This is a genomic window from Mesorhizobium sp. L103C119B0 (genome assembly GCF_000502235.1).
In the GTDB taxonomy this organism is placed as follows: Bacteria; Pseudomonadota; Alphaproteobacteria; order Rhizobiales; family Rhizobiaceae; genus Mesorhizobium.
On sequence record NZ_AYXE01000005.1, the window covers coordinates 74,865 to 87,461 of the forward strand.

Sequence of the window (12,597 nt, forward strand, 5' to 3'; positions counted from 1 at the left end):
ACAATGCTCGCCATCGCCTTTGCCGATGGGAGAATGACATGAGCCGTCCGCCGCTGCCGCCCTTCACCGCCGAGACCGCCGCGCAGAAGGCTCGGCTTGCCGAAGACGCCTGGAACAGCCGCGATCCCGAACGGGTTTCGCTCGCCTATACGCAGGACAGCACCTGGCGCAACCGCGCCGAGTTCGTCTCGGGCAGAAATGAGATCGTCTCCTTCCTCACGCGCAAATGGGCTCGCGAGCTCGACTACCGCCTGATCAAGGAGGTCTGGACCTGGAACGACAACCGCATCGCGGTGCGCTTTGCCTATGAATGGCGCGACGACAGTGGCCACTGGTTCCGCTCCTACGGCAATGAGAATTGGGAATTCGACGCGGCCGGGCTGATGCGTAGGCGCGTCGCCAGCATCAACGACCTGCCGATCGCCGAGGGTGAGCGCAAATATCACTGGCCGCTCGGCCGCCGACCGGACGACCATCCCGGCCTGTCCGAACTCGGATTTTAGAATATGATCCCTAGAGCTGTGTCGCGGTTTTCGGCAAAGATCATGCTCAAGCGGAAAAACTAGCGCATGCGCAGGATCGCGCCCGATCGCGCCGATTTGCTCTCCATCATCGGCGAGGTTTTCCGCGAACACGGCTATGAAGGGGCGAGCCTGGCGCGGATCGGTGCGGCGACCGGCCTAGGCAAAGGCAGCCTTTACCACTTCTTCCCCGGCGGCAAGGAAGAGATGGCGGCGGCTGTCATTGCCCATATAAATGGCTGGTTCGAGGAGAATGTCTTCGTGCCGTTGCAGGACAGGGCCTACCCTCGCACGGGTATCGATCGGATGTTCGAAGCGACCGACAGCTATTTCCGCTCGGGACGCCGGGTGTGCCTGATCGGCGCCTTCGCGCTGGACGAATCCCGCGACCTCTTCGCCATTGCGATCAAAAGCTATTTCGGCCGCTGGGTGGCGCATCTTGCCGAAGCGCTGACCCGAAGCGGGCACAGCGCTGCCAGGGCGGACGAACTCGCCGAAGAAACGGTCGGCGCCATCCAGGGCGCGCTCACGCTGGCGCGCGCCTTCGACGACACCGCAGTGTTTTCGCGCGCGTTGCGACGGGCGCGGGCGGCGCTCGGCTAGAGTGCTACAAGGGCTCGAAGCGGAAAGCCGTCTCGGTTCGAAAAACCCGGCCGACGCCGGGCGAATCAAGATGCGCGCCGGCGACGTAGCAGTCGTTGTTGGCCGCAAGCGCCAGCATTTGCAACCGGCTTGCCCTCGCCTGCTGCTGGTCTGCGTCGAATTCCCACGTGATCTCGGGTCGAGCGAATTGAAGCGACGGCACATGTACGATGTCGCCCCAGATCAACAGTGTTTCGCCTGCGCTCACAACGCGAAAGCAAGTGTGGCCGGCTTCATGGCCAGCGGAGCCGATCGTATCGATGTCAGCGCTGACGCGCTGTCCAGCATCGAGAGGCTGGGCGCGATCGTGGAAGCATTCCAGCCTCGCCACGTCGCGAAACATGCCGAGCTCAGCGCGCGGGACAAGCAGGCGAGAGAGCTGCGGGAAGCCGTCGCCACCATCGGCAAGGATGAGCCCGTGTATATGGTCGAGATGGGTGTGGGTGAAAGCAACAGTCCGAATCCGGTCGGTGGCGATCTTCGCCTCGCGCAGCGCCTCGGGCAGGTGCCCCATTGTCGGGTGCCAGGCGTTCGAAGCCCCTGTGTCGATCAGCGTGATGTCGTCGCCGTCATCGATGGCGAAGGCGTTGACCGACAGCCTGAGCGCACCGTCGACGAGCGGTACATGCGAGGGCAGGTTGTCACCGAATGTCCGGTCTCCGGGCTGGCGCAGCCGCCTGATTGGCATGTCGACGTAACCGTCGCGCAGCGACGTGACCGTCATGGCTCCGACTCTATACGCCGTATGATGATACCCGGTCGAAACCCGTTCCAATCTAGATCATCTCCAGCCCGCGCTTGCGCGTCGGCGGTGGAAAGGCGCGGTCGAGTTCGGCGAGGTCTTCGGCCGTCAGCTCGATGTCGAGCGCGGCAACATTCTGGCGGACATGCTCCTGGCTGCTCGCCTTCGGGATGGCGATGACACCGGGCTGCGCCATCACCCAGGCAAGCGCGATCTGTGCTGCCGTGGCGTTGTGGCGGGCGGCGATGGTTTCCAGCCTGGAATTGCGCGCCAGCGCGCCCTGCTCGACCGGCGAATAGGCCATCAGCGGGATGCCGCGCTGCCGGCTCCACGGTGCGAGATCGAATTCGGGGCCGCGCCGCGACAGATTGTAGAGCACCTGGTTGGTCTGGACATGATTGCCAGACGACAGGCCGGTCAGCTCCTCCATTTCGTCGGTGTCGAAATTGCTGACACCCCAGTGGCGTATCTTGCCGGCCTCCTTCAGCGCCTCGAAAGCCTCGACGGTTTCAGATAGAGGCACACTGCCCGGCCAGTGCAGGAGATAGAGATCGATGCGGTCGGTGCGCAGGCGCTTCAAGCTGTTTTCGCAGGCCCGCGCCACGCCGGCGCGCGAGGCATTGGACGGCAATACCTTGGAGACAAGAAAGAGTTCGTCGCGGCGCCCGGCAATGGCTTCCGCTACCACCTCCTCGGCGCCGCCGCTGGCATACATTTCAGCGGTGTCGATCAACGTGATGCCGAGGTCCAGCCCGAGCTTCAGGGCATTGACCTCGCCGGCGCGGCGGCGGGAATCCTCGCCCATCTTCCATGTGCCCTGTCCCAGCACCTGGACGGCCTCGCCCGAAGGCAGTGTGGTGGCTCTTATCGTCGATGGCATGTGGGCTCCTGGCGCCGTGTAATCGATGCGAATGGCATCACAAGCACGGAGAGAAATCCAGAATGAATCTCTCCGGCATGGCCGTTGCTGCCTTACTTCGCCGGATGGGCGGCGAGCCAGGCCTGCATCTTGGCGATCTCGGCTTCCTGCGCGGCGATGACATCTTCGGCCAGCTTGCGGATTTCGGGATCCTTGCCATTGGCGAGTTCCACCTTGGCCATGTCGATCGCGCCCCGATGATGCGGGATCATGCCGCGCACGAAATCGACATCGGCATTGCCGGAATATTCGATCATCATGTCGGTGTGCATCTTGTCCATCGCCGCCTTGTAGCCGTCGGTCGAAGGACCTTGCGCGCCCATCGCGCCCATGTCGTGTTTCATCTCTTCGGATTGCGCCGGGACGCTTTCGAGGAAAACGGCAAGCAGCATTCCCGCCGCCATCATCAAAAGCACGATCTTCTTAGCCAAGGTCATCCATGATCTCCTGTTGATTGATATTCGTATCTGGGGGCTTTGCTCAGAGTTTCAACGTCCGCAGCCGCAATGCGTTGGCGATGACCGAAACCGAAGACAGGCTCATGGCCGCCGCCGCCAGCATCGGCGACAAAAGCGTGCCGGTGAGCGGATAGAGCACGCCGGCGGCAACCGGCACGCCAAGCACATTGTAGAGGAAGGCGAAAAACAGATTCTGGCGGATGTTGCGGATCGTCCCCTGGGCGAGCGTTCGGGCCCTGACGATGCCGTTGAGATCGCCCTTGACCAGCGTAATGCCGGCGCTCTCGACAGCGACATCGGCGCCGGTGCCCATGGCGATGCCGACATCGGCGCTGGCCAGGGCCGGCGCATCGTTGACGCCGTCGCCGGCCATGGCTACGCCGGCACCTTTCGCACGCAACTCCTCGACAAGGGCTGCCTTTTGTTCCGGCAGCAGGCCGGCGCGCACCTCGTCAATGCCAAGGCTTTTGGCGATGGCGCGCGCCGTGCATTCATTGTCGCCGGTCGCCATGATGATCCGCAAGCCTCTGTCGTGCAGCGCCCTGATCGCCTCGGCTGTCGTTGCCTTGACCGGATCGGCGACCGCGACAATGCCGGCCAGTTTTTTGTCCACCGCAACGAACATCGCCGTCTTGCCTTCTGCCTGCAGCGCCTCGGCCCTGGCCGACAGGGAAGCGGTGTCGATGCCGACATCGGCCATCATGGCGGCGTTGCCGAGCGAAACCTTCCTGCCAGACACCGTGCCGGATACGCCCTTGCCGGTGACGGCGTCGAAGCCGCCGGCCTCAACGAGCGTCAGGCCGCGTTCGCCGGCGCCGCCGACAATGGCCTCGGCCAGCGGATGCTCCGAGCCTTTTTCCAGGCCGGCGGCGAGCGCCAGCAATTCATTCTCAGACAGGCCTTCGGCAGCGACGACATCGGTCAAGCGAGGCTTGCCTTCGGTCAAGGTGCCGGTCTTGTCGACGATCAACGTGTCGACCGAAGCGAAGCGCTCGAGCGCGGCCGCGTCCTTGATCAGCACGCCCGCGTGCGCCCCGCGCCCGGTGGCAGTCATGATCGACATCGGCGTCGCCAGGCCGAGCGCGCAGGGGCAGGCGATGATCAGCACCGAGACCGCCGAGACGATGGCAAAGATCAAGCTGGGTTCGGGACCGAAGATCGCCCAGGCGGCAAAGGCCATGAGCGCGACCAGCACGACGGCCGGCACGAAGTAGAAGGAGACGCGATCGGCTAAACCTTGAATCGGCGCGCGCGAACGCTGCGCCTTTGCGACCAGCTCGACGATGCGCGAAAGCGTCGTTTCGGAGCCGACCTTTTCGGCGCGCATGATCAGCGAACCGTTCTTGTTGAGCGTGCCGCCGGTCAAGGCATCGCCTTTCGTTTTTTCGACCGGCAGCGGCTCGCCCGAGATCATCGATTCGTCGATGGAGGAACGGCCTTCCGTTACAGTGCCGTCGACCGGCACGGCGTCGCCCGGACGGAGGCGTAGGTGGTCGCCGGCCTTGACCGCAACGAGCGGCACGTCGGTGTCGGAGCCGTCCTCCCCGATCAGCCGTGCCGTCTTCGGCGCCAGGTCGAGCAGCGCACGGATGGCCGAGCCGGTCTTTTCGCGCGCCCGCAATTCGAGCACCTGACCGAGGAATACCAGCGCGACGATGACGGCGGCTGCCTCGAAATAGACCGGCACTGTGCCGCCATGACCGCGGAACTGGTGTGGAAAAATGTCCGGGAACAGAGTGGCCGCCACGCTGTAGAGATAGGCAGCGCCGACACCGAGCGAAATCAGCGTCCACATATTGGGGCTGCGGTTGACCAGCGACTCCCAGCCTCGGTGGAAGAACGGGAAGGCCGCCCACAGCACGACGGGGCTGGCCAGCGCCAATTCCAGCCAGACCATCGTTCGCCCGTCGACAAACGCCTGGAACGTCAGGCCGAGCATCGGCGCCATGGCAACGATCAGCAGCGGCAGGGACAGCACCGCGCTGACCCAGAACCGTCTGGTGAAGTCTACCAGTTCGGGGTTCGGGCCCTCATCGCCAGTGGGAACGCCCATCGGCTCAAGCGCCATGCCGCAGATCGGGCAGGAGCCGGGCTTGTCTCTTATCACTTCGGGATGCATCGGGCAGGTGTATTGCGTGCCTTTCCGCACTGGCGACGGCGTCGGCCTGTCACCGAGATAGTTTTGCGGCTCGGCCTCGAACTTCGCCCGGCAGCCGGCCGAGCAGAAATAGAAACCCTGGCCTTCGTGGCGGAAAAAATGCCTGGCGGTAGCGCGGTCGACACTCATGCCACAGACGGGGTCGGTGGCGGTCAGGTATTTTTCGGGCCCGGCGACGAATTTCGTACGGCAACCCTCGCTGCAGAAGTGAAAGAGACGGCCGCCATGCTCGGCCGTCGGCTTACCGGCTGCCGGATCGACGCTCATGCCGCAGACCGGATCGCGCACCACTGCTTCGGCGGCCGGCTCAGCAGCCTTTGCCGTACAGCAGTTGCCATCGGCCGCGTGCGCGTGGTGGTGATGCTCGGAATGCGCCATCGAAAAGTGCCTTATATCTGTCTGGGTGAGGAGGTAGTGCTTCCAGTAACTGGAAGGTCAAGGGGCGATTTCCACTTTTCGATCGTGGCCGTCATCGCGCACATCGAGGGAAAATCGCTTACGCAACTTTGTTCCCATGCTATGGACGCGCGTCCCACTGCATCGATCCCACCCAAATGAAATGCCTGATTATCAATCTCGATCGGTCCCGCGATCGCCTCGCCCATGTAACGGCGGAGTTCGCGCGCATCGGCATCGCCTTCGAGCGGGTCGCCGCCATCGATGCGCGAGATCGGCCGGATCTGGCCGAAATGCCGCAGGGCAAGAAGCATTTGCGCCTGGCCGACGCCGAGATTGCCTGCCTGCTCAGCCACCAACAGTGTTGGTCGACGATCGCTGCAGGTGAGGATGCTTACGCGGCGATTTTCGAGGACGATGTCGTTTTCCCGGACAAAGCCGGCGCTTTGCTTGCCGATGCGGGCTGGATTCCCGCCGATGCGGACATCGTCAAGTTGGAAACGTTCTTCAACCGGACCGTAATTTCACGCAAGCAAGTTGCCTGCGGCCACGGTTTTTCTGCGAGCAGACTGCACGGGCTCCATATCGGTACGGCGGGATACATCCTGTCCAGACAGGCCGCGCGGGACCTTCTTGCGGCAACGAATGAGATCAGCATTCCCGTCGATCACCTCATCTTCAATCCGCGTTTTGCTACCTCGTCCGACAAGGTCATTTACCAACTCGTCCCAGCATTGTGCCTGCAGGCACAATTCCTCGGCGACAGTCCGGTGAGATTGCCAAGCCTGCTCAAGCAGGAGCGAACAGAGGAATGGGTGGCAAGCGGGATAGGTAAACGGCGCCCCAGGCCAATCACCGCCAAGGTAAGGATCGAGACCAGGCGGTTGACGCGGCAGATCGCCGATCTCTTCCGGCTCCGGCGCGAGATGATCATCCCTTTCTGGTATCGCGGCCGACGCGTCCGTCCGCCCCATACACAGCGCCGTGAAAACGCGCTATAGACGCCGCGCAAAGGCGAGGCCCACCGGCAATCCATGGCAAAAATCTCCCTCAAGCTCGACGCGCTGATCGACAGCGAGGCTTTGCGCCGCGACATGACGGCGCTGATCTCGGCGGCCAGCGGCATCGAGCCCGGCGCGCGCGTCGGTGCGCTCCGGCTGCTGAAGGATCGGCTGACCGAGGGCCGCAAGGTTGCCGAGCGCATGCTGATGGACGATGGCAGCGGCACGGCCTGCGCCGCCCGGCTGTCGCATCTGATGGACGAGATCATCCGCGCCCTCTACGAGTTCGCCGCGACCCACGTCTACCGGGTGAAAAGCCCCTCGACCGCAGAGCGCATGGCGGTCGTCGCCGTCGGCGGCTATGGCCGCGGCACGCTGGCGCCGGGCTCCGACATCGACCTGTTGTTCCTGCTGCCCTACAAGCAGACGCCGTGGGGCGAACAGATCGTCGAATATATGCTCTATATGCTGTGGGACCTCGGGTTGAAGGTTGGCCACGCCACCCGCAACATCGACGAGTGTCTCAGGCTGTCGCGCAGCGATATCACCATCCGCACCACGATCCTGGAAGCGCGGTTCCTGTGGGGCGAACAGAAGCTCTTCGACGAATTGCTCGCTCGCTTCGACCATGAAGTGGTGCGCACCACCGGACCGGAATATGTGCAGGCCAAGCTCGCCGAACGCGACGATCGCCATGCCAAGGCCGGCGAAAGCCGCTATCTGGTCGAGCCCAACGTCAAGGACGGCAAGGGCGGCCTGCGCGATTTGCAGACGCTGTTCTGGATCGCCAAATACTTCTATCGCGTGCGCACCGGCGAGGAATTGGTCGAGAAAGGTGTCTTCACCGAGGCCGAGTACCGCGAATTCCAGAAGGCCGAAGACTTCCTGTGGGCGGTGCGCTGCCACATGCATTTCCTCACCGGCAAGCCAGAGGAACGGCTGCATTTCGATATCCAGCGCGAGATCGCCGAACGGCTGGGCTACACCACCCATCCCGGTCTGTCGGCGGTCGAGCGCTTCATGAAGCATTACTTCCTCGTCGCCAAGGATGTCGGCGACCTCACCCGCATCTTCTGCGCCGCGCTCGAGGAAGAGCAGGCCAAGCATGTGCCCGGCTTCAACCGCATCTTCCTCACCTTCCAGCGCCGCAAGCGCAAGCTGGCAGGCACGTCGGACTTCATTGTCGACAATCACCGCATCAACGTCGCCGACGACAGCGTGTTCGAGCGCGACCCGGTCAATCTGCTCAGGCTGTTCTGGTTCGCCGACAAGCACGGGCTGGAGTTCCATCCCGATGCGCTGAAGCTGCTCACCCGCTCGCTCGGTCTGGTCAACAAGTCGCTGCGGCGCGACGAGGAGGCCAACCGGCTGTTCCTCGACATCCTGACCTCGGACCGCAATGCCGAGCTTAATTTGCGGCGCATGAACGAGGCCGGCCTGCTCGGCAGGCTGATCCCCGATTTCGGCAGAATAGTCGCCATGATGCAGTTCTCGATGTACCACCACTATACGGTGGACGAGCACCTGATCCGCTGCATCGGCGTCTTGGCCGAGATCGAGCGCGGCGACGGCGAAAAGGTGCATCCGCTCTCGCACACGCTGATGCCGGGGCTAGAGAAGAGCCGCGAGGCGCTCTATGTCGCGGTGCTGCTGCACGACATCGCCAAGGGCCGGCCGGAGGATCACTCAGAGGCCGGCGCCCGGATCGCGCGCCGCATCTGCCCGCATATGGGGCTGTCGGCGGCCGACACCGAGACAGTCGCCTGGCTGGTCGAGAACCATCTCGTGATGTCGATGACGGCGCAGACGCGCGACCTCAACGATCGCAAGACGATCGAGGATTTCGCCTCGATCGTGCAATCGGTCGAGCGGCTGAAAATGCTGTTGATCCTGACCGTCTGCGACATCAGGGGTGTCGGGCCGGGCGTGTGGAACGGCTGGAAGGGCCAGCTCCTGCGCACGCTCTACTACGAGACCGAACTGCTTTTGACCGGCGGCTTCTCGGAAGTGTCGCGCGCCAAGCGGACGGCGGCGGCGCGCGAGCGGCTGGCCGAGGCGCTGGCCGATTGGCCGGACAAGGCCCGCAAGCGCTATGTCGGCCTGCATTACGAGAACTATCTGCTGACGGTCGACCTCCCCGACCAGCTGCGTCATGCCGAATTCATCCGCGAAGCCGACGCGGCAGGCAAGAAGCTCGCCACCGTGGTCAGGACGCACCAATTCGAGGCGGTGACCGAGATCACCGTGCTGGCGCAGGATCATCCGCGCCTGCTTTCGGTTATTGCCGGCGCCTGTGCCGGCGCCGGCGGCAACATCGTCGACGCGCAGATATTCACCACGTCCGACGGCCGCGCGCTGGACATCATCCTGATCTCACGGGAATTCGACCGCGACGAGGATGAGCGCCGTCGCGCCGAGCGCGTCGGCCGGCTGATCGAGGACGTGCTGTCGGGCAAGAGCTGGTTGCCGGAGATGATCGAGAAGCGCACCCGGCCGCGGCGCGGCGCCAAGGTGTTCAAGATTCCGCCGCGCGCCGAAATCCGCAACACGCTGTCGAACCGGTTTTCGGTGATCGAGGTCGAGGGACTGGACCGGCCCGGGCTGTTGTCGGAAATCACCAGTGCGTTGTCCGATCTCTCGCTCGACATCGCCTCGGCTCACATCACCACCTTCGGCGAGAAGGTGATCGACACTTTCTATGTCACCGACCTTACGGGGCAGAAGATCGACAACCCGGCACGCACCGCCACCATCCACGCCAGGCTGATCGCGGCGCTTGAAGGCGTTGTCCCAGAGCGCGGCGGCAAGGCCAAGGCGGCGGCCGAGTGACCATCACTTTGTCCCAATCACCCCCTTTGTCCCAATCATCCCCTTTGTCCCAATCATCCAGGCAATCTCCCCGCGCATGAGCCTCGTCAAGAAATTCGCCACGGTTGCGTCCGGCACGCTGATGAGCCGCGCCCTTGGCTTTGGCCGCGAGATGCTGATGGCTGCCGCACTCGGCACCGGGCCGGTGGCGGACGCCTTCAACGCCGCCTTCCAGTTTCCAAACACGTTTCGCCGGCTGTTTGCCGAAGGCGCTTTCAACGCCGCCTTCGTGCCGCTGTTTGCCAAGGAGATCGAGACCCACGGCACCGACGGCGCCAAGCGCTTTTCGGAGGAAGTGTTCGGCGTCCTGTTCACCGCACTTCTGTCGCTGACCATCGTCATGGAATTGGCGATGCCGCTGATCGTGCGCTATCTCGTGGCGCCGGGCTTTGCCGACACGCCGGGCAAATTCGAGACGACCGTCCTGCTGGCGACGATCATGTTCCCGTATCTCATCTGCATGTCGCTCGCAGCGATGATGGCCGGCATGCTGAATTCGCTGCGCCGCTATTTCGCGGCTGCCGTGGCGCCGGCTTTCCTCAACATCATCCTGATCAGCGTGCTCGGCTACGCCTGGTACCACGGCATGGATGCCCGTGAGGTCGGTTTCAGCCTGTCCTGGGGCGTGCTGGCGGCGGGGCTGGTGCAGCTTGCCATCGTCTGGGTGGCGGTGCGCAATGCCGGCATCGCCATCGGCTTTCGCCGGCCGAAGATGACGCCCAACGTCAAGCGCCTGCTGATCCTGGCGCTGCCGGCGGCGATCACCGGCGGCATCACCCAGATCAACCAGCTGATCGGCACGGCGATCGCGTCGGCGCAGGACAGCGCCGTGTCCTCGCTTGCTTACGCCGACCGCATCTACCAGCTGCCGCTCGGCGTCGTCGGCGTCGCGGTGGCCATCGTGCTGTTGCCGGAGCTGTCGCGGGCGCTGAAATCGGGCAATCTGGTCGAGGCGGCCAATCTGCAGAACCGCTCGGTCGAGTTCACCCTGTTCATGACCTTGCCGGCGGCGGCGGCACTGTGGGTGATGGCGGAGCCGATCGTGCGGCTGGTCTATGAGCGCGGCGCCTTCGCCGCCAACGGCTCGACGCCGACAGTGGCCGCAATCCTGGCGATCTTTGGCCTCGGCCTGCCGGCCTTCGTGCTGATCAAGGCCTTCACTCCCGGCTATTTCGCCCGCGAGGATACGCGCACGCCGATGATGTTCGCCGCCATTTCGGTCGGCGTGAACGTGATCACGGCACTGACGCTGTTCCCGAGCATGGGCGCGCCCGGCATTGCGGTGGCCTCGGCCGTGGCCGGCTGGGTCAACGCTGTGATGCTGCTTGCCGTGCTGATCCGTCGCGGCCATTGGGGCCGCGACGCGCCGCTGCTGAAGCGCATTCCGCGCCTGGTGCTGTCGGCTGCGGTGATGGCGGTGGCGCTCTATTTCGCCGAGCACTGGCTGGCCGTCAGGCTCGGCCCCGGCTCGCCACTGGTGATCAAGGCCGTGACGCTTCTCTCATTGGTAGCCGGCGGCGCTCTGCTCTACTTCATCACGGCCTTTGCCACCGGCGGCGCCGATTTCGGCATGATCCGGCGCAATGTGAAACGCGGCTCGGGCAAGGCAGCGGCGCCAGCGCCAAACGCCGATCTGGACGAATAGTCCGGGCGAGCTAACAGCAACACCGGTCTTGATCCTCTCCGCCCCTTCGTCCATAAGCGCGCCGTCGCAAGACTTTCGCCGCGCGTGGTTTCCAGCCGCGTGATTGGCTCCGAAAAGTCTGCAACTTTTCGGAATCACGCTTATACGGCCCTCCACAAGCCATGAGGACATCATGACCGCCTTCAAACAGCTCGTCTTTTCCGGGGTACAGCCGACCGGCAATCTGCATCTCGGCAACTATCTCGGCGCCATCAAGAAATTCGTCGCCCTGCAGGACACGTCAGACTGCATCTATTGCGTCGTCGACCTGCATTCGCTGACGGCACAGCTCGTCCATGACGACCTCGCCGACCAGACCCGCTCGATCACCGCGGCCTTCCTTGCCTCCGGCATCGACCCGAAGAAGCACATCGTCTTCAACCAGTCGCGGGTGATGCAGCATGCCGAGCTTGCCTGGATCTTCAACTGCGTGGCGCGCATCGGCTGGATGAACAAGATGACGCAGTTCAAGGACAAGGCCGGCAAGGACCGCGAGAACGCCTCGCTGGGCCTGCTTGCCTATCCCTCGCTGATGGCGGCCGACATCCTGCTCTACCGCGCGACCCATGTGCCGGTGGGCGAGGACCAAAAGCAGCATCTGGAGCTGACTCGCGACATCGCGCAAAAGTTCAATAATGATTTTTCGAGCCGCATCGCCAGTCTTGGCGTCGGAGTCGAGATGCAGGTTGGCGAAGAGACGGTAAACGGGTTCTTCCCGATAACCGAACCGGTGATCGGCGGGCCGGCGGCGCGCATCATGAGCCTGCGCGACGGTTCGAAGAAAATGTCGAAGTCGGACCCGTCCGACCTGTCGCGTATCAATTTGACCGACGATGCCGACACCATCTCGAAGAAGATCCGCAAGGCCAAGACCGACCCGGAAGCGTTGCCAAGCGAAGTCGACGGCCTGGAAAGCCGCCCGGAAGCGGAAAACCTGGTCGGCATCTATGCCGGGCTGGCCGAGATGTCGAAGGCGGACGTGCTGAAGGAGTTCGGCGGCCAGCAGTTTTCCGTGTTCAAGCCGGCGCTTGCCGACCTTGCCGTGGAAAAACTGGCGCCGATCGCCGGCGAGATGCGCCGCATCGAAGGCGACCGCGCCCATGTCGACGCGGTGCTGAGAGACGGCGGCGAACGCGCCGGCGCGCTGGCTGAGACCACGATGAAGACGGTACGCGACATTATAGGCCTGTTGCAGGGCTGATCCTACC

10 protein-coding genes are annotated in these 12,597 nt (G+C 63.7%); 6 read left to right on the forward strand and 4 right to left on the reverse strand.

The genetic code is table 11. The features are described 5' to 3' along the window. The first annotated feature begins 38 nt into the window (after positions 1 to 38). Together X728_RS156770 and X728_RS156765 are read left to right on the forward strand one after the other, a co-directional pair. On the forward strand, positions 39 to 503 hold the full coding sequence (locus X728_RS156770; protein ID WP_023685130.1) for a nuclear transport factor 2 family protein: 465 nt from the start codon (positions 39 to 41) through the stop codon (positions 501 to 503). 66 nt (positions 504 to 569) lie between these two features. Further along, entirely contained in the window at positions 570 to 1,124 is a 555-nt protein-coding gene (locus X728_RS156765; protein ID WP_023755661.1) for a TetR/AcrR family transcriptional regulator, read from the forward strand. A gap of 4 nt (positions 1,125 to 1,128) precedes the next feature. Here the strand turns inward: X728_RS156765 and X728_RS156760 are convergent, their stop codons facing one another. The 4 genes from X728_RS156760 to X728_RS156745 all read right to left on the reverse strand — a co-directional run bounded on the left by X728_RS156760 (position 1,129) and on the right by X728_RS156745 (position 5,818). Continuing rightward, entirely contained in the window at positions 1,129 to 1,887 is a 759-nt protein-coding gene (locus tag X728_RS156760) for an MBL fold metallo-hydrolase (protein ID WP_023685132.1), read from the reverse strand. A 52-nt stretch (positions 1,888 to 1,939) separates the two neighbouring features. Then, complete coding sequence (locus tag X728_RS156755; RefSeq protein ID WP_023685133.1) at positions 1,940 to 2,785, reverse strand: aldo/keto reductase; 846 nt, start codon at positions 2,783 to 2,785, stop codon at positions 1,940 to 1,942. 92 nt (positions 2,786 to 2,877) lie between these two features. Beyond that, a complete protein-coding gene (locus tag X728_RS156750; protein WP_023685134.1) occupies positions 2,878 to 3,261 on the reverse strand; it encodes a DUF305 domain-containing protein in 384 nt (127 codons plus the stop codon). Between the two features lie 43 nt (positions 3,262 to 3,304). Further along, positions 3,305 to 5,818, reverse strand: a complete 2,514-nt coding sequence (locus X728_RS156745; RefSeq protein WP_023831185.1) for a heavy metal translocating P-type ATPase — start codon at positions 5,816 to 5,818, stop codon at positions 3,305 to 3,307. A gap of 176 nt (positions 5,819 to 5,994) precedes the next feature. Between X728_RS156745 and X728_RS156740 the strand changes: the two genes are divergently transcribed. The 4 genes from X728_RS156740 (at position 5,995) to trpS (ending at position 12,590) form a co-directional block, all read left to right on the forward strand. After that, complete coding sequence (locus X728_RS156740) at positions 5,995 to 6,837, forward strand: glycosyltransferase family 25 protein (protein WP_023690024.1); 843 nt, start codon at positions 5,995 to 5,997, stop codon at positions 6,835 to 6,837. A gap of 33 nt (positions 6,838 to 6,870) precedes the next feature. Continuing rightward, positions 6,871 to 9,666 carry a [protein-PII] uridylyltransferase gene (locus X728_RS156735; RefSeq protein WP_023715570.1) on the forward strand — a complete coding sequence of 932 codons (2,796 nt, stop codon included), beginning with the start codon at positions 6,871 to 6,873 and terminating at the stop codon, positions 9,664 to 9,666. A 76-nt stretch (positions 9,667 to 9,742) separates the two neighbouring features. Beyond that, positions 9,743 to 11,350 (forward strand): murein biosynthesis integral membrane protein MurJ, encoded by a 1,608-nt coding sequence (murJ, locus tag X728_RS156730; RefSeq protein ID WP_023831186.1) that lies wholly within the window; start codon positions 9,743 to 9,745, stop codon positions 11,348 to 11,350. 172 nt (positions 11,351 to 11,522) lie between these two features. Then, a complete protein-coding gene (trpS, locus tag X728_RS156725; protein WP_023725837.1) occupies positions 11,523 to 12,590 on the forward strand; it encodes a tryptophan--tRNA ligase in 1,068 nt (355 codons plus the stop codon). Positions 12,591 to 12,597 lie beyond the last annotated feature (7 nt).